General features: G+C 42.8%; 16 protein-coding genes. 11 read left to right on the top strand and 5 right to left on the bottom strand.

The annotated features are described in order from the left end of the window. The first annotated feature begins 197 nt into the window (after positions 1–197). Positions 198–443: an AbrB/MazE/SpoVT family DNA-binding domain-containing protein gene (locus tag BLR88_RS02805; protein WP_057900339.1), complete on the top strand. Its 246-nt coding sequence runs from the start codon at positions 198–200 to the stop codon at positions 441–443. A gap of 50 nt (positions 444–493) precedes the next feature. Here BLR88_RS02805 and BLR88_RS02800 read toward each other — a convergent pair whose 3' ends face one another. Next, positions 494–1,099 carry a hypothetical protein gene (locus BLR88_RS02800; protein ID WP_057898997.1) on the bottom strand — a complete coding sequence of 202 codons (606 nt, stop codon included), beginning with the start codon at positions 1,097–1,099 and terminating at the stop codon, positions 494–496. 76 nt (positions 1,100–1,175) lie between these two features. Further along, on the bottom strand, positions 1,176–1,913 hold the full coding sequence (locus tag BLR88_RS02795; RefSeq protein ID WP_057898996.1) for a BMQ_0737 family morphogenetic spore coat protein: 738 nt from the start codon (positions 1,911–1,913) through the stop codon (positions 1,176–1,178). 213 nt (positions 1,914–2,126) lie between these two features. Between BLR88_RS02795 and BLR88_RS02790 the strand changes: the two genes are divergently transcribed. The 4 genes from BLR88_RS02790 (at position 2,127) to BLR88_RS02770 (ending at position 7,912) form a co-directional block, all read left to right on the top strand. Next, positions 2,127–5,984, top strand: a complete 3,858-nt coding sequence (locus BLR88_RS02790) for a hypothetical protein (RefSeq protein WP_091259889.1) — start codon at positions 2,127–2,129, stop codon at positions 5,982–5,984. Further along, on the top strand, positions 5,984–6,406 hold the full coding sequence (locus BLR88_RS02785) for a M67 family metallopeptidase (protein WP_057898994.1): 423 nt from the start codon (positions 5,984–5,986) through the stop codon (positions 6,404–6,406). The genes BLR88_RS02790 and BLR88_RS02785 overlap by 1 nt, the downstream gene beginning before the upstream one ends. A gap of 127 nt (positions 6,407–6,533) precedes the next feature. Continuing rightward, entirely contained in the window at positions 6,534–6,716 is a 183-nt protein-coding gene (locus tag BLR88_RS02780) for a hypothetical protein (RefSeq protein ID WP_057898993.1), read from the top strand. 704 nt (positions 6,717–7,420) lie between these two features. Beyond that, positions 7,421–7,912, top strand: coding sequence for a hypothetical protein (locus tag BLR88_RS02770; RefSeq protein ID WP_139184894.1), 492 nt, complete (start codon positions 7,421–7,423; stop codon positions 7,910–7,912). A gap of 154 nt (positions 7,913–8,066) precedes the next feature. Here BLR88_RS02770 and BLR88_RS02765 read toward each other — a convergent pair whose 3' ends face one another. Both BLR88_RS02765 and BLR88_RS02760 read right to left on the bottom strand, forming a co-directional pair. Then, positions 8,067–8,420, bottom strand: coding sequence for a hypothetical protein (locus BLR88_RS02765; RefSeq protein WP_091259885.1), 354 nt, complete (start codon positions 8,418–8,420; stop codon positions 8,067–8,069). Between the two features lie 197 nt (positions 8,421–8,617). Continuing rightward, positions 8,618–8,956 (bottom strand): DUF1360 domain-containing protein, encoded by a 339-nt coding sequence (locus tag BLR88_RS02760; protein ID WP_057898989.1) that lies wholly within the window; start codon positions 8,954–8,956, stop codon positions 8,618–8,620. Positions 8,957–9,174: 218 nt separating this feature from the next. Between BLR88_RS02760 and BLR88_RS02755 the strand changes: the two genes are divergently transcribed. The 6 genes from BLR88_RS02755 (at position 9,175) to BLR88_RS02730 (ending at position 18,895) form a co-directional block, all read left to right on the top strand. Next, the gene (locus tag BLR88_RS02755) at positions 9,175–10,779 is read left to right on the top strand and encodes a tetratricopeptide repeat-containing glycosyltransferase family 2 protein (protein ID WP_057898988.1); all 1,605 of its coding nucleotides are present in this window, start codon (positions 9,175–9,177) and stop codon (positions 10,777–10,779) included. Beyond that, positions 10,772–12,169 (top strand): glycosyltransferase family 2 protein, encoded by a 1,398-nt coding sequence (locus tag BLR88_RS02750; RefSeq protein WP_062731155.1) that lies wholly within the window; start codon positions 10,772–10,774, stop codon positions 12,167–12,169. Before BLR88_RS02755 ends, BLR88_RS02750 begins: the two co-directional genes overlap by 8 nt. 117 nt (positions 12,170–12,286) lie before the next feature. Beyond that, a complete protein-coding gene (locus tag BLR88_RS02745) occupies positions 12,287–15,709 on the top strand; it encodes a glycosyltransferase (RefSeq protein ID WP_175493540.1) in 3,423 nt (1,140 codons plus the stop codon). Positions 15,710–15,810: 101 nt separating this feature from the next. Then, the gene (locus tag BLR88_RS02740; RefSeq protein WP_057900338.1) at positions 15,811–17,169 is read left to right on the top strand and encodes a sugar phosphate nucleotidyltransferase; all 1,359 of its coding nucleotides are present in this window, start codon (positions 15,811–15,813) and stop codon (positions 17,167–17,169) included. 167 nt (positions 17,170–17,336) lie between these two features. Then, positions 17,337–18,113, top strand: a complete 777-nt coding sequence (locus tag BLR88_RS02735) for an FkbM family methyltransferase (RefSeq protein ID WP_057898985.1) — start codon at positions 17,337–17,339, stop codon at positions 18,111–18,113. Beyond that, positions 18,107–18,895: a methyltransferase domain-containing protein gene (locus BLR88_RS02730; RefSeq protein ID WP_057898984.1), complete on the top strand. Its 789-nt coding sequence runs from the start codon at positions 18,107–18,109 to the stop codon at positions 18,893–18,895. The genes BLR88_RS02735 and BLR88_RS02730 overlap by 7 nt, the downstream gene beginning before the upstream one ends. Positions 18,896–18,968: 73 nt before the next feature. On the opposite strand, the gene gmd is transcribed toward BLR88_RS02730, so the two are convergent. Further along, the gene (gene gmd, locus BLR88_RS02725) at positions 18,969–19,937 is read right to left on the bottom strand and encodes a GDP-mannose 4,6-dehydratase (RefSeq protein WP_057898983.1); all 969 of its coding nucleotides are present in this window, start codon (positions 19,935–19,937) and stop codon (positions 18,969–18,971) included. Positions 19,938–20,111: the final 174 nt, after the last annotated feature.

The raw sequence follows: 20,111 nt of genomic DNA, 5'->3' as shown, positions 1-20,111 counted from the left end.
ATCATGCCATGTGCAGGCGCAAAGGGCAATACGCGAAAAGTCCCGGAAACTATAAGATACAGCAATGCAAGTAAAAGGGACTATTGCCAATTCCATGCAATATTTGCACTGTTAATTAATTGTAGACTTGATAAAATTTAAGGTAAGAAAACAGTCAGCTATTTAAAGATAAAGCATAGGAGGGCATAAAAATGGCAATGAAAGCAACCGGTGTAGTTCGGAAAGTAGATGAGTTGGGACGTGTCGTGATTCCGATTGAGTTGCGTCGCAATTTGGGTATCGCCGAAAAGGATGGGCTGGAGATTTTCGTTGATGAAGAAAAAATTATTTTGAAGCGGTACGCTCCGGCCTGCATTTTTTGCGATTCGGCAGAAAATATCACAAGCTACCGTGGACGCAACATTTGCAAGAGCTGTCTGACGAATTTAAAAGAAATGGAGTAAAAAAACAGTCGGCCTTATATAGGGCCGACGTTCTTTTTTCTTTTCTCTATTTAAAAATTAATCACGATATTATTTAGCGCCGCTACTCCTTCGTATTGCTCCTTGAAATAGGCGAACCCTTTCACAATGATGGAATTTCCTTCAGGTGGTTTCGTAAGATGCAATGTAAAATTGGCAAAGACCAAGCGGTTGCCAGCCATCAATTCGTTGCAGAAGAGCGGAGTTAGCCAGTACTCCCCGTTGTTTTTTCCCTGTTCACTCTCGTTCTCTTGAATGTACTGCCATTCATTTGAAGAGGACGATTCAATCAAAAAGGATGTCTGCTTTTTCGTTTTTCTGATCTTTCCGCTCAGTGTTCCCGCTGGAGCGGGCGAAATCCGGATGCAAATGATCGGCGCATGTAGCGTCGCGTTTCCCGTATTTTTCACAATGAAGTCGCCCATAACAAGCACATTGTTTTCTTCATCTTCATCTGGCAAAATGACCGAGTAATTAAAAAAAGCCGCACTTTCTATCCTGCCCCCGTCGCTTGTTGCTCGCTCCTGGTTATCGTTTGGCTTCTGAATAGGCTTAGTCAATTCTTTTTCAATTAAAGCGGTGTAACGTGAAAGTTCAGCACAGTAAGATAGGATGGTTTGCGTATGGTTCTTGTCCATTCTATTCTCCTTTTTCTAAAAAAGTAATGTAGACAAGAAGAGAGGATTTCTCTCCTTGTCTGAGAAAGAATGCCGATTAACCTGGAAAAACAGTAGGGCATTGCGGCGGGAACGGGCGCGGTGGGCATTCGAATGGCAATTCTGGACGTGGCTGGCAGAAGTCGGCCAAAATTTCGAGCTTAACCATCGCTTCCATTTGAATGTCCTGGCACATGTTGATGGAAATATCGAGCTGGAATTCGTCGGTTCCATTTGTGCCGGTGCAAGGGAAGAAAATGAGCTGCGCATCGCATTCAAAATCAGTAATATGGCACTGTAGGAATGTTCCCGGAGGTGCGCACAGGAAAAACTTCTCTGCTACTTGGAACGGTTTTGTTACACAGCAGATAATTGGTTTCTCACATACGGTTGGCAGCACCTTTAAAACAACGGTGACGAATCCTTTTTTCAGCACTTTCACTTTTTGCAGTGTAACTACTTCGCCTGTAGGCAGCGTAACCTGCACATCTTGACGACCACCCGGCTGCGTGATTTCAACGCAGCAAATCGATCCTTCATCTAACGGATCAAGCGGTTTTCCGAACTCGTCGGATAAAAAGCATTCGACGGTTCCGAATTTTGCAACATCTTGGGTGGTTATTCCTGTGGGTAATGTGCAACCAGGGAAAACCTCAGTAAGAAGACCGCGCTGGCTAATGAGTGGAACGTCGACTTGGCGGGTTACCCAGTCAAACACTTTAGGCACTTTGATACATACAGTTTCTTGTTGTGCGCCTTGAATTGCTTCAGGGTTAAATTCATGGTTTATATGCATGCATAACCATCCTTTCTGAAGTATTGGTGGGGATTGGAACTACTTTATTTTATGGAGAGGGCTCGGAGGCAGTTCTAGGCATTCGCGGAATTTTTTACGATAGGTAAAAAAGAAAAAAATCGTTTAGCATTTTTCACGACGACTTCACCTATATCTAGACGGATGCATAAAAATAGAGAGACACAAGGGACATATATCAAGAAGAGGTGATTGATGATGAAAGATGGTTCGATCGTCCGGTTCGAATCAAGTGATTCGAGCCAATTGCAGTTAAAACAAAAGCTAATTAATTTACAATCTGAGCTTTCGCGCTATAAAGTCATTCTCTCGCGCTATAAAGCGGAGCTTTCTCGTTATAAAACAAGAGTCAAACAGTATAAGAATAGTGGAAATCTTAGCCAGATACAGGAAGAACTGAAGAACAAAATTTTATCACTGCAGGATGAACTGGAAGCACAGAACAGGCGTTTGCACGAATTGAGCGAAGAAAGAAGGCATCATATGGAGGAGAAGGAGCAGCTTTTACAGACAATAGAAAAGCTAGCGTGCGAAGTGGATGTCTTGGAAGGCAAGGTTGCGCAATATGAGAACGATAAAAAGGATTGGCAAAAGCGCGTCAAAAAAATGGAAACAGAAGCGAAGACCCTTCAGACACAGCTGTACGAGCAGGAGCAAAGATATAAAAAAGAATGGGAAAATCGGCTTGTGAAAAGAGAACAACAGATTGCGCAGCTCCAAACGCAGCTTGAGGAAAGAACTGAGGAAAATGAAAAGCAGAATCAGCGAGCACAGCAGCGCATGGAGGAGCTTGAATGCCAGCTAGAAGAAATGCAGACATGCCTGTACAAAAAACAGCAACATATTGAACAATTAGAATGGCAAGCGGCACAGTATGAGGCGGAGAAAGCGGAACTTAAGCAGCGTATGGTTGAATTTGAAGCGCAGCTTCAGCAGGCACAGCAGCAGGTTGCGGATGTGAAAGGAGAGAATGAATTAGCGTTGCGGCAGCAAATCGCGCGCTGCGAAGAAGAACTGAAAAAAGCGCAGGTACATGTAGAGGAACGAGATCGGCAGATTAAGGAACTTACATGGCAGCTAGAACAGCAAGCGGCACAGTATGAAGCAGAGAAAGGACAGTTGCAACAGCAAATCGCGCATTATGAAGCAGATTCGAAAAAAATGCAATGGCATGCAGAAGAACGCGATCGGCAAATCGAGGAACTTAAACAACAGCTAAAACAGAAACGAACGCAATATAAAGCGGAGAAAGCGGAGCTTGAGCAGCGTATGGTTGAACTTGAAGCACAGCTACAGCAGTCGCGGCAGAAACATACGAAAGAGAGAGAAGAGCATGAAAACGTGTTGCGACAGCAAATGGCGCATTATGAAGAAGAACTGGAAAAAGCACAACGGCATGCAGAAGAGCGCGAACGGCAGATTGAAGCGTTTAAACGGCAACTGGAACAGAAATTGGCGCAATATGAAGCGGAAAAAATGGAGCTTGAGCAGCGCGCCGCTGAGCTTGAGGCACAGCTTCAGCAAGTGCGCGAGAAGCGCGCGAACGAGAGAGAAGAAGAAGAAATAAGGCGGCTGCAACAGCAAATCGCGCACTATGAAGAAGAGTTGAAAAAAGCGCAGGTACATGTAGAGGAACGAGATCAGCAAATTGAGGCATTTAGATTGCAATTGGAACAGAAACTGGCACAGTATGGAGCAGAGAAAGCGCAAATTCAGGAGCGTATTCGTTATCTTGAAGAGGAAGTGAAATACGCCGAATCGTGTTTGTTGGAAAAAGAGCAGTTAATTGATGAACAAACACAGCAGCATATTAATGAATTAGAACAAGAATTGTTGCTGGCGCAGGAATATTTAATGGAAAAGGATCAATTAATCGAAGAGCTTAAGCTTCAGTTTGCACAAAAAGTTGAGCGGTATGACGCAAAGGAAAAGGAAGCGGAAGCGATACAAGCCATAAATGATGCATGGCAGCATGAACAATTCGCGGCACAATTACAGCAGCATATTCATGCGCTGGAGGAAGAGGTCAAGCAAGCGCAGGAACAATTGAGCAATAAAGAACAGGAATTTGATAAGTTAAACAGCCGGCTTGAAAAGAGAATTGCTGAACACGAGATAGAAAAAAGGCAATTGAGAGAAGAAATCGAGCGGTTGAAGCGACAGATTAAACGAATGGATGATGAGGTAACGCAAGTCCGGACAGAAATAGAAGAGAAAGAGCAACTTATTGCTAGATTGAAGCAGCGGGAAACCCGGCTGAAAAACGAAAAGGCGCAACTGGAACATCAGCTTGATGAGTACGAGGAAAAATCCAGCCGTGCGCAATTTGAACTTGATAAAAAGGATAAACAACTGCAACAATTGCAATCAAAGTTGGATGAAGAAGTGAAGCAGGCGCAGACACAATTATTTAATAAAGAACGGGAAATTCGTGAGCTAAACGGTCAGCTTGAGAAGAGCATGGTAGAACATGAAACAGAGAAAAAGCAACTCGTGGAAGAAATCGAGCGGTTGAAGCGGCAAATTAAAAAGATGGATGATGAGGTAGCACAAGTTCGGACAGAAATAGAAGAGAAAGAGCAACTTATTGCTAGATTGAAGCAGCGGGAAACCCGGTTGAAAAACGAAAAAGCGCAACTGGAAAGCCAAATTGATGAATATGAAGGAAAAGCGAATTACGCACAAACGGAACTTAATAAAAAAGACAAACAATTGCATGATGAACTTCACAAAAAAGACAAACTGCTTCAACAATTAAGGGTACAGTTCAACGAAGAAATGAAGCAGATGCAGGAGGAGTTATTCAACAAAGATCAAGAAATTCGTGAGCTAAATAGCCGATTTGAGAAGAAAGTGGCGGAACATGAAACAGAGAGAAAGCGACTTGCGCAGGAAATTGAACAGCTAAAGCAGCAGATGAAATTGACAAATGATACGGTAACGCAAGTTCGGATGGAAATGGAAGAGAAAGAGCGACTCATTACCAAGTTGAAGCAGAAAGAAAACTGGCTAAAAAACGAAAAAGCGCAACTGGAAAGCCAAATTGATGAATACGAAGGAAAAGCGAATCACGTCCAAACAGAACTTGATAAAAAAGACAAACAGCTGCATGAACTGCAACAGCAACTGGAGAAGCAGGCGATGCAATATGAAGCTGAGAAAAAGGAACTGGAAAATCATATTGCCCAGCTTAAGGAAGATACAGAAGAGGCACACACTCGTATGGTCGAGAAGGAACAGAAGATTGGGGAGTTAGAAAAACAGGTGGTCGAGTTAACGGCGCTTCCGCAAAAAGAGGCAACACCTGCACCGGAAACAGTGGCCGTAAAGAAGCCGTGGTTTATGCGAATTTTCGAGGAACAGAAGGCGTTTGCCAGGCCAAACCCGTCAGTTATGATGCGGGTTACTGATATGAAGAGAGGACAGATCAACGCAGGAGGAACGTTTAAAAGGTTGCAGCAGATGGCGGCACATGGACAGACGAAGCCTGCCGAAAGCAATAGAACCTTTAACATGCAGCAGATGGCGGTACATGGACAGACGAAGCCTGCCGAAAGCAATAGAACCTTTAACATGCAGCAGATGGCGGTGCATGGACAGATGAAGCCTGCCGAAAGCAATAGAACCTTTAACATGCAGCAGATGACAGCACATGGACAGACGAAGCCTGCCGAAAGCAATAGAACCTTTAATATGCAGCAAATGGCGGTACATGGACAGACGAAGCCGGCTGAAAGTGAAGAAGCCTTGAATATGCAGCAAATGGAAGCGCATGGACAGACCAAGCTGGCCAAAAGTAAAGGGACATTCAAAATGCTGCAATCGCTGGCCACAAACGGACAGATGAAGCCTACTTCCGAAAGTAAAGGAACCTTTAACTCATTTTCTTCTTTCCAGGTATCGGAAGAAGGGGGGCAGCTTTACAATATACATGAACCGAACAGAGCTTTTGCTGAAGATGAAAATACGAGAATAGAGATGTTCACGGAAAATACAGGAGATAGAGTAGAACCTGCAAAAAAAAATGTGATGTTCGGAAAAGAGGAGGAATAATGTTTCCCGCTCCATTTCACCTGCACGAAGCAACATATGAAGAGATGATTGCTTATTGTAAACAGAAGCTTCCGAACGAAGCGTGCGGACTCATTTCTGGTCCGATAGGGGCTGAGATTGGTCTTACGCTCTGGAAACTTTCAAATGAAGCAAAGAAGCCAGATCGCTTTTTATTATCGAAGCCGGCTGTAGCGGAAGTATTGGAGAAGATGAAACAGCAGGGAGAACAATTAACAGGAATTTTTCATTCGCATCCCACAACGGAAGCGTACCCTTCCGTAACGGATATCGCCTACAACCCTTATCCGGAGGTGGCTTACATCATTGTATCGCTAGCAGCTCCGTCTCCGGTTGTACGTTGCTTTACAATGAAAAATAATGAAGTGCGGTCGCTTGAGCTTGTGTTTTTCAGAAGCGATTAAAAAACAGGGTAAGGAGGTTTTCTATTTCATGTAAGAAAGCCTCTTTTTTTACTCTATCACACCATTTTGTGCAGTAAGCATATTGTGTTAATAGGATGGTACATGCTAGTAGAAAGGAGTGGTTAGCATGAACAACCCTAAGTATCGGGTAAGCCCGGGACTTTATCCGAATAAAACCAACAGCAAAAGTACAATCCTAAAGCAGGGAGACAACATATGGGGAAGTTATGGATTTTCACAACAAGCTCGGAATAAAGCGAAAAAAGGCGGATGCGCTTGTGGCGGAGCCAAGGTGGTAAAAAGGAAATAGAGATAACAAAGTGAGAAGCGGAAATCAGACGCTAGGCGCCTGCCTGCTTCTCACTTCTTTTGTTCCTTTTTATCTGAAAATTTTCCTATCACGGTACAAATGTCGGAACATACATGAAGAGATAGATATTATAGAAAGGATATCGATATACCAAATGGTATGAATATAGAAAATAGATAATTTCCCTACGACAGACGCGGAGGCATTTACATACTAGAATAATAGAATATAGTAATCTATCCTTTCGAAGACACTGGTGGGGAACAGAATCGGAGATAAGGAAGATGGATAGGAAGGCTCTTCAGTATCTTGCCGGGGAGCTTTCTTTCGTTTTGAATGAAGGGCTCATTTCCCTCTTTTCTATGCCCCTATTCTTTTGTCAGTCGTGCGAATGTTGGAACATGGAGGATGATGAGCGATTTGCTTGTTGCGTAATTTACGGGAGTCAAGAAGATGATAGACTTTTTTATATGCTGTCTTGCTATAAACGCATTTTGATTTTATAAAATGTGTGAATTCATCAGGGTAAGCGTGGAGTCAATGAGATATGCATGTATATAGAATATAGTAAATGAAAAAAGGAGATGATTATATTGGCTTGTAGTTTTTGTTTAAATTCGTGCTGTCCAGGTTGCCGTCCTGCTAATCCAGTGATCTTTTGCCCGCCTTCATGTCCGCCCCCTGTACGGGGAGAGGAATGTAATTTGCTTTGTGAATTACAAGTAAGCGAAAGCGTGCCGGTTACGCCCCCCCCTACTACCCAACAGCCCATTACTTCGGTGACGATCACAACTGACCAGGTGGGCGATCGGGTGTATTTGGAAGGAACGGTAGAATGGGCTCCGGCTGGCCTTACTACTTTACCGATCACGGTTCTCCCGTTGAGCATTAACTTGGGCGTCCCGGGAACGTTTAGAATCTGGCGGGATGCCATCGGACCGGCTGGCGTGAACGTTTTCGAAATTACGGATACAAGCTCGCTTCTAAACTTAACGCTTTCCGCTCTGGTTCTGCCTCTTACGGTTACCCTTGCGTTCAATCCGACAACGACGAGCTTCCACTTTGTCGATCAGAACGTGCCGCCGGGAACGCATACGTACTTCCTGACTGTAGATGTGCCGCCTACCTCCAGCGGAATTACGACCTCCGCATTTGTCTTTACCGCTGAAGAGATTAACCCGAACCCACCCGTATAATAGGGAAAAAGCACAGAAGCTCTCTGTTAGCATACGCTGACAGAGAGCTTTGTGTTTTGTTGAAGGCGCTGGCGATGCCGTCTGATACGGACGGAAAAAGAGCGAGAAGGCAAACGCCTGCAAGTCGTTCTTACATAATAAGCCAGTCTGCCTGTTAGCCATGGGGAAGAGTCCGAATAAAATTTCTAAATTCATCTTCCAGCCCCTTTTTCGCAATAAAACATTTCATAAGCGAATATGCGCTGATGGTTCGTTGCATATCTTCCTGTTTTTGCTTTACTAATTCACAGGATTTCGTATACAATTCGCGCATTCGGCTGTATTTTTCCCGGTATTCAATCAATAATTTGCGCGACTCTATACATAAATCGAATAGTTCGCTGCACTGTTCATGGTATTCAAGCAGCAGCCGAGTCAGTGTTTCGTTGTGGTATTCTTTGTATTTTCTTCGTATTGTACCGCGTTCTTTTAATAAAGCAAAAGGGATCACTTTTTGTTCTTTGTCCACTTTTATCACCCCACTTTTTAACTATTGTATTATCGTGTTGTCCAGCCTGTCTCGGCTCTTATGGAGGATGAGGATGTATTTTTACTTTTGTGGGGAAAAGGGACATGAATAAAAATTGCCGGACATAAAGACCCGGCAGTTGCAGATGTCCATCAATGCTATCCATTCGTAAGATGGGGTTGAAGAAAGGATGAAGCTTATGTTTTTGACTCAATGAGGGCCGCCGCTCCCGCGATGGCGAGAATCACCAGGAAAATAAATGAGGCTGGCAAGAACCAGTATAACGTGACTACCAGCGCGGCGGACCAAATGCCGACGCACCAATAGCAACTTAAAAGTTTGCCGATTAAGCGACGCAGGCCTGTTCCCTTGATCTCAATGTGCTGGATGGTCTGGCCGTCTACGTCTTCTTCATGCGTTATGGCTAAAAAAGGGGCTCGGATAAATGATGTGATTTCGTCAAATACAAGCAAGTGGGTAAGGCGGAAAGAAGCGAAAATGAGAATAACCAGATGAATCCATGAAAGTTCAGGCAAGCTGTCTCCTCCTTTTCTGAAATAAGTAGCTCTCCAGTCAATATTGTATTTTATGATATCCCCTTGTAGAAAATGAGAAAGCGAAATGTAGGTTCCCGTTCCTTTATGACTATTCCTCTTGCATTTTCTAGTCACATATCCAACCATTAGGAAATACGATAAAAAAGAGGAATCGTGTTGAGGTTGAGAAGAGGATAGAGAATGGGGGGAAGATGTGAATGGGTACCAAAAAAGCAAAAGTAAGCCTGTGTATGATTGTTAAGGATGAAGAACAGCATTTGCCTGCCTGCTTAGAGAGTGTGCAATCGCTTGTCGATGAAATCATTATCGTGGATACTGGCTCAACAGATCGAACCGTTGCGATTGCCAAAAAATATGGCGCTAAGGTGTTCCACAAACCTTGGGAAGACGATTTTTCTAAGGCGCGCAATGTTTCTTTGAAGAAAGCGACAGGAGATTGGATTCTACAGCTGGATGCGGATGAACGGCTCGAACAAGAAGACAGGAGGAAATTTCAGGCATTAATTCAATCAGGGACAGCGGAAGGCTACCTTTTTCAAATTCTCAACCACAACTTTGAATTTACCGGAGATGTATGCGTATTTCCCAGTGTCCGATTGTGGAGGAATAGGCCTGAATACCGTTTTGTTGGCGCTCTTCATGAACAAATTACTTTGTCTATTATTAAACGGAGCACAACGGACAGCTTGTTAATGACACCGATTCGTATTCATCATTATGGATATTCGGCAGCAGTAATGCAGAAAAAACGCAAAGTAGAACGAAATATAAAAATTGCTGAAGCGGAGGTGAAAAAACATCCTGGCCATCCATTTCATTATTACAATCTTGGTACGGAATATTTAAATGTAAAGCGATATTTGGAGGCAAGTCAGCAATTTCAACTTGCTCGCAAGCATTTGCAGGACTTTCAAGAAATCTGGGTAGCAAGCTTGTTCAAGAATTATACCAGTGCGCTACTGGCGATGCGGAACTTTCCCGAAGCCATCCATCTTCTTGATGAAGGAATACAACTTTTTCCGGATTTTACAGATCTCATTTATTTGAAAGCAGTTTGCCTTTTTGAATTAGGTGAATACTCACAAGCGATAGAGATGTTTCACCAATGTCTGGCTATGGGATCATCTCCTATTCATAAGTATCCCAGCAATAAGGCATTAAGTAATGAGAAAGCTCATTATGCTTTAGCGCTTTCTTACAGAAAATTAAATCAAGTCGATAAGGCGGTTCACCATTTCCAGCAGGCATATGTATGTAACCGAAAATGGACGGAGCCTCTTTATCAACTGTTTCCTTTGCTTTGTAAGAAAAGTTCGGTGGAAAAAGCAACGGCGAAATTGCATGAGCTTGTCCAGCCTGCCCAGACCGTAGACTATATGTTGATGGCGCAACTCCTCATAACATGGTATCAATTTACAGCAGCCAAACATTATTTGCTGGAAGCAGAACGGATAGAACCAGCTAATCAACAGATTTTTTACCTTGCGGGAATTTGTGCGTTGCGAGAAGGAAACTATGCTCAGGGCATTTACTGGTTGGAGCGCCTGAATAAAACGTTCCCTAATTATGGCGTATCACGCCTTTTTCTTTACTATTGTTACGCAGCGAGCGGGCAACAAGAAGCCGCCCTTCATTTGATGAGCAGCATTGGAAATAATGAATCTCTTTTGCGCGCGCTTGCGAAAGTATATTTAGAGGAAGCCGCCCTGTTGCTACAGGAAGGGCTGTTTTATCATCCTGATTCTAGCATCATCAACAAAGAACAAATTCATCAAATCCTGGAGGTTATGTCCCTTGCCTAAGTTCCCTTGCCTGAGCTTGTGTATGCTTGTTAGAGATGAAGAAGAGTGGATGGCCCGTTGTTTAAATAGCATAAAAGATGTAGTAGATGAAATGATCATTGTCGATACAGGCTCGTCTGACCGTACGGCAGAAATTTGCCAGTCGTTTGGGGCGCAAGTATTTCGCTTTTCCTGGAATGGGAATTTCGCGGATGCCTGCAATTTTGCTCTAGAACGTGCAACAGGGGATTGGATTCTCTGGTTGCATGCTGATGAAGAACTTGATGAAAATGATCGGGATCAACTGCGCGCAAACCGGGATAAAAAAGAATACCATGCTTTCTGTCTGCCTTTCATTACGTACTATGGCGAAAGCTCCGTAACAGAAAAAGGAATTCAGACATCCCATATCCGACTGTTTCGAAATCGCATGGGTTATCGCTTCATTCATCCGCTCTACGAGAGGCTAAATATTGAAGAGGTAGAAAACGACGCGAAAATTGGATTTCTTCCTGTAAAAATTCATCGTTATGGATACTTACATCATGTGATTGAAAAGAGAAAAGAGGCAGGCTCACCACTCGATGCAGGCATCGATCGTATCTTCCACCCGCTGATTCAATCGCTGATTGCGAAGCGAAACTATATTATGTCGCTTCATATGCTTGAAAAGTTAGAGCATATCGGCCTATCGAATGATTGGCTAAGCAGCATGAAAGGATTATCTTTCATGGGGATTGGATTACTTCCGAAAGCGAAAGCGCTATTGGCCAGTGTGCCGAGTTCAAGCCTGTATTATTTTCAGTCGTTAGAAGCGCTGTGTATCATTGCTTGGGTTGAAGAAAAATTCAATGAAGCCGATATGTACGTAAAGCAAATGGAGACGCTGGCAGGTCATGATAGAAAAACGGTGACCTTCCGCTTGCTTCATCAACGATTTACTACAAACCATATGGACGATACGAAAAACATAGATATCGAAGCCGTTAGTGAAGTATTTGGTAAATGTGTTGAACTTAATGGAAAAAAGCAGCTGGAACAACTTGTTTCGTTCATGCATAAGACAGAAAATACGGTGTTGCAGCAAAAAGTCTCCAAATTAGTAGATGAATTTGGATATGTGCCCATAAATATGCCTTGTTCTGAAAAGACACAAGAGAACCCTTTGTTATATGCCGCCCACTTGCTTTCCCAACAAAAGTACCCGGAAGCGAGAAAACTTTATAAACAGATGATAAACCAGCAGCCGTTGCAAGACGAGATCCGTTGCAAATTAGCGGCGACCATGCTCCTTGAATTGAAGCAACTGTTAGCAACGAAGGTAGCCCTTTACCCCAATTTATACAATTTGTATCAAGCTGTTACCGGTCTACACTCTACATTAGAGTACCCATCCAATCCTTCTGTATGAATCAAGCAGCCGTATCTGGTGTTTTTTTCTAAAGTGAAACGTAACCATCCAATTAACATCATGTGTACAGGGGTTCTAAACATATCATGGGTAAATAAAATACTGGAGGTGTGCGCTTTGAATTCGGATACGTTTAAAATAAACTGGGTAGGCTCACAATGTATCAATCATAGCTTAGCCTTGGTAAACCGGGAACTATGCAAAAGGCTCATCGTCGAAAACAAATTTGATATTGGGATTATTTCCTATGAAGAAGATTCAAACTTTGTTATGGATAAAGAAATGAAGTCAATTAAGGAAAGATACGTTACGAGAGATAGTCAGGCAGATATAACGGTAAGGCATCAATGGCCGCCCGACTTCACCAGGCCAAATAGCGGTAGATGGATTTTAATGCAACCGTGGGAATTCGGCTCCATTCCACGGAAATGGTACATTCCTATGAAATATTGGGTGGATGAAATCTGGGTTTATAGTACCTATAACAAAGCATGTTATGTACAATCGGGAATTCCCGAGAGCAAGATTAAAGTCATCCCGCTTGGTGTCGACGAAAATACGTTCCATTATCATGTGGAACCGATGGCTTTAAATACGAATAAGTCTTTTCGGTTTTTGTTTGTCGGTGGCACCATTTTACGCAAAGGGATTGATATATTATTGCAGGCATACTTAGATGAATTCACACCGGAAGATGATGTTTGTTTGGTGATTAAGGATTTTGGAACGAATTCGTTTTATAACGGGAGGAATTTGGGAGAGCTGATTCAACAGTTGCGGTTGGATAAAAAAAATCCCGAAATATTGTATATAAATCACGAACTGTCCCCTGACGAACTCGCGGGTTTGTACAAAGCATGTGGTTGTCTGGTTCATCCTTACCGCGGAGAAGGATTTGGGTTGCCCATTATTGAAGCGATGGCGTGCGGTACGCCCGCAATGGTTCCTTCTTTAGGGCCGAGCAAAGATTTTTGCCATGAAGGGATTGCTTTTTTGATTTCATGTGAGCAAGAAAAATGGCCAGACAAAAAAATCGGTGACATGGAAACCATTGATTTTCCATGGTGGTTGAAAATTAATAAAAATGAATTGCAAAGAAACATGAGATTCGTCTATGAAAACCAGGATGTAACAAAGCAGAAAGGACAAAAAGCAAGCCAGGAAATTCTCTCTACATTTACCTGGAACCGCAGTGCCCAATTGGTTTCTGACCGTTTACAAGCAATGCTTTCGGAGAAGCAACCAACGAGAGCAAGCGATCAAGAAATTATCAGCACCGAAATCCAAAAAGGGGTGGAGTTATATCAACAAAATTTAGGAAATGAAGCACTGGATACTTTTTTGCGTGTAATGGATGCATATCCGACTTCCCTTCATGCCCGGTATTATGCGGCGACTCTTCTTTTTCGAAAAAATGAGACAAGGGCGGCGCTTGAACAGTTTGAGTTTATCTCTAATATTATGCAGCAGCAGAATGAAACCTTTCAGGCTACGCTCTGGAACTATATTGGTATTTGCTATACGAATCTCAAGGAATATAATAAGGCGCTGGCGGCGTTTCGCAAAGGGATAACAGGAAATCCCGTAAACAGGTCTGAGGTGATCAGTTGTTATCAGAAGATGATACAACAGTGCAAGAAAAAGGAACAACTCATTGAATTGTATCATGATGTAGGCAGGCATTATTTCGAAATGGGCAATGATTTCCGCGCGAGGGAGATGTATGCTAAGGCTTTAGAAATCGACGCCAACCGGCAGGATGTACAACAAAGCCTGCAAAAAGTGCGGGAACGAATATTGCTTACAAAAGAAACATACACAAGCCATCAGGCGGGATTTGAAGGAAAAGACGTTCAGGAATTGTATCATCGTATCGCCCACAAATTTGAAGGAGAGGAAGACGCTATACGTCAGCTTCGGGAATACTGGGTGCCTTATTTTCTTCCGGGAGACAAAGTGTTGGATATCGGGTGCGGCAATGGGCTGCTTATGGAGATGTTGAATCAAGTTGGCGTCGAAACAGTCGGGATTGATTTTGACAAGGAAAAGGTTGTGCAGGGGAGGGCGAAAGGATTAAATATTGAGGAAAAACGAGCAGAAGATTTCCTGGCTGGGAAAGAGGAGATGTATGACGGAATTTTTATGGGACATATTATTGAGCACCTTGCGCCCAAAGATTTGTTAAACTTGTTCATTCAATGTGTCAAATCCTTAAAGAACAATGGAAAGATCATCATTTTGACCCCAAATATTGCCCATCCTCCTGTAGTTGAGAACTTTTGGCTGGATTTGACGCATGTTCGCCCCTATCCAAAGCGGTTAATAGAATCCATTTTAGAAACGTTCGGGCTAACGATAAAAGAGTCCCATTATCAATATAATAACTATGATTATTATGTAGTAGCGCAAAAGCGTGCTTATGAGGTATTATGGCATTCCCCGATTTATAACGCTTCTGGATATGCTGAGGAACAGAAAGTTTTTCTGGATGCATTAAAGCCGTTCCCTTTAAAAGTAAAAATTGAGCCGGCAGAACATCAGCAAAAGCCTGAATTAACAAACACTGAGATGAGAAATTACGTAACAGCTCTGCAAAATAACACATTGAAACAACCGCTTATTCATTATCAAGCCGCCCCGGCTTATTTGTTTTCTTCTCCTTGTGCTCCCATCTCCATTGGCCGTACGATGTTTGAAACAGACTCACTTCCGCCCGGTTGGGTAGAGAAGATGAATGAGTTGACTGAAGTATGGGTGCCCTCTGAATTTAATAGAGAAACATTTGCAGCGGCAGGTGTAGAAAAAGAACGAATCTTTATTTTGCCGGGAACAATTGATGGTAAGCTATATAATCCGGAACGAGTTCAACCTTATCCTCTCGCAAGTGCGCACGCATTCAATTTTTTGTCAGTATTTGATTGGAATAAGCGCAAAGGCTGGGATGTACTGGTTAGTGCCTACTTTAAAGAATTCTCTTCTAAAGAGAATGTATGTTTGATTTTGAAGGTAAGTAAGATGCTGGAAGGAAATATAAACCCTCGCGCAATGATTTTAGAGCAGGCAAAAAGAATGGGAATAAGCGACATTCCTCCTGTACAAATCATTGACTCTTATTTTACCGAAGAAGAGATGATTCTATTATATGCTGCTGTAGACGCATTTGTACTGCCTTCACGTGGAGAAGGATGGGGGCGTCCCTATATGGAAGCGATGGCGATGGCTTTGCCGACGATTGGCACGCGCTGGGGTGGACAGACCGCTTTTATGAACGATACAAATAGTTATTTAATTGATATAGAAGGGCTAGTTCCTATTGAGCGGAGCATTCCATATTTCGGAGAGTTGGATGGCCACAAGTGGGCTGAGCCGAGCGAGAAACATGTAAGAATTTTGATGCGCCAAGTATATGAAAATAGTGAGCAAGCGAAACAGGTCGGGATGAAGGCGAGAAAAGATGTCCTTGACACATTCTCAAAACAAAAAGTAGCTGAACGGATGTACCGGCGAATGGATGAGCTTGTGAAACATTTTTATGGTTGAGAGGGTTCTTATCCTCTTACCACTATACAATGTTGAAACATCAAGTCATATGTGTAGAGAGCATGCGTGTGCAAAAATATGGGCAAAAGGTTGATAGAAAAGTGAAATTAATTTTACTATCCGGCGGGTCAGGAAAGCGGTTATGGCCATTATCCAATCCTTCTCGTGCCAAACAGTTTTTGAAAGTTTTAAAGCATGAAGGCACGAAATTAGAATCTATGGTACAAAGAATTTGGCGGCAATTATGTTCCGCCCAGTTAGCAGATGCGACCTATATTGTCACAAATAAAGAGCAAGTGGATATAATTCAAAATCAAATAGGGGACAGGATTCGGTTAATTGTAGAACCAGAGCGGCGGGATACATTTCCCGCGATTGCCTTGGCTGCTAGTTATCTTTATTCTTTCGCTCAAGTAAGTTTGGATGAGATTGTATGCGTATTGCCTGTCGATACGTATGTAGAAGATCGCTTCTTTCAGAAGATGGAAGAGGTAGAGCAAGCGATTCGTGAATCAAAGGCTGACATTGCTTTAATCGGAGCTTATCCAACCTCCCCTTCCGAAAAATACGGTTACATTGTTCCTGTTCATCATGAATTGATAATGCCTTATATGACAGTACGAAAGTTTATTGAAAAGCCTTATAAAGAGAAAGCGCAAAAGCTAATCGAGCAAAAAGCATTATGGAATTGTGGAGTGTTTGTGTTTAAGCTCAGTTACCTGCTGAATCAATTAGTCAAAAGAAGGCTTCCGCTTCGCTATGAAGAACTGGTTGCACGATATGCTGAATTTCCTAAGAGCAGTTTTGATTATGAAGTGGTAGAAAAAGCGGATCAGATTGTAGTCATACCTTATGAAGGCGATTGGATAGACCTGGGGACATGGGATGCGCTAACAGAGAAGATGGATACTCATGTAATCGGGAAAGGAATGGTAAGCATTGATTCAAACAATACGCATCTGATTAATGAACTGGAAATCCCTGTTGCTGTTCTAGGTTTATCTAATATTGCCGTGATTTCAAGTCCTGATGGGATTTTGGTAGCGAATAAGTCAGCCAGCCCGCGCATGAAAGAAATCGTGAAAGATATCGGACAACGACCGATGTATGAAGAGAGGCGCTGGGGCTGGTACCGTGTCTTGGATTATAAAAAGCTTGAAGATGGAAATGAAGCATTAACCAAAAGACTCAAAGTGCTAGCTGGAAAAAACCTTAGTTATCAAATTCACTTGAAACGAAAAGAAGTCTGGATCATTATTTCCGGAGAAGGCGAATTTATTCTTGATGGAAAGGTGTCGCGAGTAAAACAGGGAGATGTGCTCCAAATTCCTGTTGGTTCCAAGCACGGGGTCAAAGCAACCTCCGATCTGGAGTTGATTGAAGTGCAAATAGGCAGCGAGCTTGTGGAAGAAGATATTATTCGTCTCTGTATGACGTGGGAAGAAATAAAAAGCGTGTGAAGCACTTGCTTCATACGCTTTTTCAATACTTCTACAAAATGCTCCAGTTCGCGCATCGTAATTAGGCACTGGCTTTTGCCGTCGATGGTGGTACATGTAAGCTGGTCTCACCGTTTTTTTCCTTTTGCATAAAATAAATAAGCTTTAGAGGTAAGGGGGTGAAACATATGAATAGACCCATTCAATATATAGATGCTCATACTGTACTAACAACTTTGTTACATGGACCTTATATCTATTTAGATCAAAGGGATGTTTTACAAAATCTTATCATCCAACACGGTTTTTGGGAAAAGTGGGTAACGGATACTTTTTTAGGTCTGGTAAAACCAGGGATGACGGTGTTAGATATCGGCGCCAATTGTGGTTATTATTCCCTCCTAGCTGCAATGCATGTTGGCCCACAGGGAAAAGTTCATGCGTTCGAGCCGAATCCATTTCATCATGATAATTTCATGAAGAGTATAGCGATAAACGGGTTTACGCATGTTGAGTTACACAAAGTAGCATTAACAAATACAAATGGTGAAACGATGCTATATATTCCTGGAACAGGAGGAGCTAGCATTTATAACCCAGGGACTCCAGGGACAGCAGAAGTGAAAGTACAAACCGTTGTGTTCTCGGAATATTTCCCGAAACAGAAGATAGATGTGATCAAGATTGATATAGATGGGTCGGAACCGCTGATGATGGATGGCTTATTCCAGCTTATTGATAGTAATGATGAAATCCAAATTATCATGGAATACTGCCCGGTTCTGTGGAGTGCAGGCGGGTATCATCCTTTACCTATTTTGCAAAAATTCGCCGAACGTGGTTTCAGTTTTCATATTATTGGATATGATAGTCAACTTGTTCCAACAACTGTCGAGGCACTGGCGATGTATTCAAGACCCGAACACCTCGATCTAAAGATTGGAAGGAGTAAAGCTTTATGTTAATCTCTCAACTGTGTAAAGAACAGGACTTTGAAACAGAGTGGTTTAAGAACGCTTGCACGCAGTTGCAGCATCCTCATGTGTATCATCGAAAATTATGGGAGTTTTGTTACATTTATCAAGGGCTTCTTGAACGTGGGATGCTTGCTTCTGGTAAAAAAGGATTGGGGTTTGGCGTCGGCAAAGAGCGGCTTGTATCCCTTTTTGCAGCACATGGATGCCAGATTGTGGCGACCGATTTGGATGTTGATAGAGCGAAAGTGCAAGGGTGGGTAGACTCGAATCAACATAGCAATCATCTTGATGAATTAAATCAATACGGATTGTGCGATGCGGAACAGTTCTGCAAATTCGTCACCTTTGAAAATGTGGATATGAATCATATTCCTGATAAATACGAGAATCGCTTCGATTTCACATGGTCGTCATGCGCATTCGAACATTGTGGTTCCATTGAATTAGGAAAGAATTTTATTATCAATCAGATGAAATGTTTACGTCCCGGTGGCATAGCGATTCATACCACAGAATTCAATGTTTCTTCTAACGATGAGACATTGGAATATGGCATAACCGTCCTTTTTAGAAAAAGGGATATTGAATGGATGGTGGAAACGTTACGGGCAGCAGGACACTCCATTGACATTGATTATTCTCTTGGGAATGGGCAGATCGATTCATTTATCGATGTTCCGCCTTATACAAGCCAGTACCACCTGAAGCTGCAAATTGGCCAGTTTGTGTCTACTTCCATCGGTCTTATTATAAAAAAAGCGGAGGCATAAAGAGCATAAACATGAAAAGAAGCCAGATTTCCCGGAGGAAGGAAACACTGGCTTTTTGCATGGTAACGGGTTGCTACTTCTCTTTCATTCGTGCTAAATCCGCTTCAACCATTAATTGAATCAGTTCTTCAAAACTTGTTTTTGCCTCCCAGCCAAGCTTTTTTCTTGCTTTGGCCGGATTTCCCAGAAGAATATCAACTTCTGCAGGACGATAAAGCTCAGGATCGATGACAAGATAGTCTTCATAATTTAGTCCTGCATAGCTAAATGCAATTTTACACATATCTCGAACGGATGCTGTTTTTCCCGTAGCGATCACGTAATCGTCAGGATGTGGTTGCTGCAACATGAGCCACATTGCTTCTACATAGTCACCCGCATATCCCCAATCCCGTTTTGCATCAATGTTTCCTAGTCGAAGCTCGTTCTGTTTGCCCACCACGATCCGGGCTACGGCGTTGGTAACCTTGCGGGTCACGAATTCTAACCCGCGCAGCGGAGATTCATGGTTAAATAATATACCGCTGCAAGTAAACATATTATAACTCTCGCGATAATTTTTTGTCATCCAATGACCAAACAATTTTGCGACACCATACGGGCTTCGCGGATAGAATGGGGTTTCTTCCGATTGAACAGGTTGCTGCACCAATCCGAACATCTCGCTGGAAGAGGCTTGATAGAATTTAATTTGAGGATTGGTGAGCCGGATGGCCTCCAGCATATGCAAAACGCCCATCCCCGTCACCTGTGAGGTAAGGATTGGCTGCTGCCAGGATGCTCCCACAAAGCTTTGTGCAGCCAAATTGTATACTTCATCCGGCTCTATTTTTTCTATAATTCGGATAAGGGAAGAGAGATCCGTGAGATCGCCATCGCTATATTCTACTTCTGTATCTATGTTTAAATACGATAATCTCCAGAGAGCATTCGTGCTGCGGTGCGCAAGCAGTCCTACAACTCGGTATCCTTTCTTTAACAGCAATTTCGCCAGATAGGCGCCGTCCTGACCAGTGATTCCGGTAATTAACGCCGTTTTCATCCACGCTCACTCCTTTTGCACTCTCCCTTTTTGTTCGCAAAATTCCACTTTCCTATCTTACATACCATATGAAGGAAAGAGCCAATTTGTGATTTGTAGGAGCAAGGGGAGCTACGGCTATGAGCGTACTTTTGGTTCATTCAGAGATGGCGCAAGGCTTTTAGTTATTGCTGC

The organism is Aneurinibacillus thermoaerophilus (assembly GCF_900099925.1).
GTDB classification, from domain to species: Bacteria; Bacillota; Bacilli; order Aneurinibacillales; family Aneurinibacillaceae; genus Aneurinibacillus; species Aneurinibacillus thermoaerophilus.
Note: the sequence above shows the minus strand (reverse complement) of the source record. Positions and strands in the feature narration are given on the sequence as shown.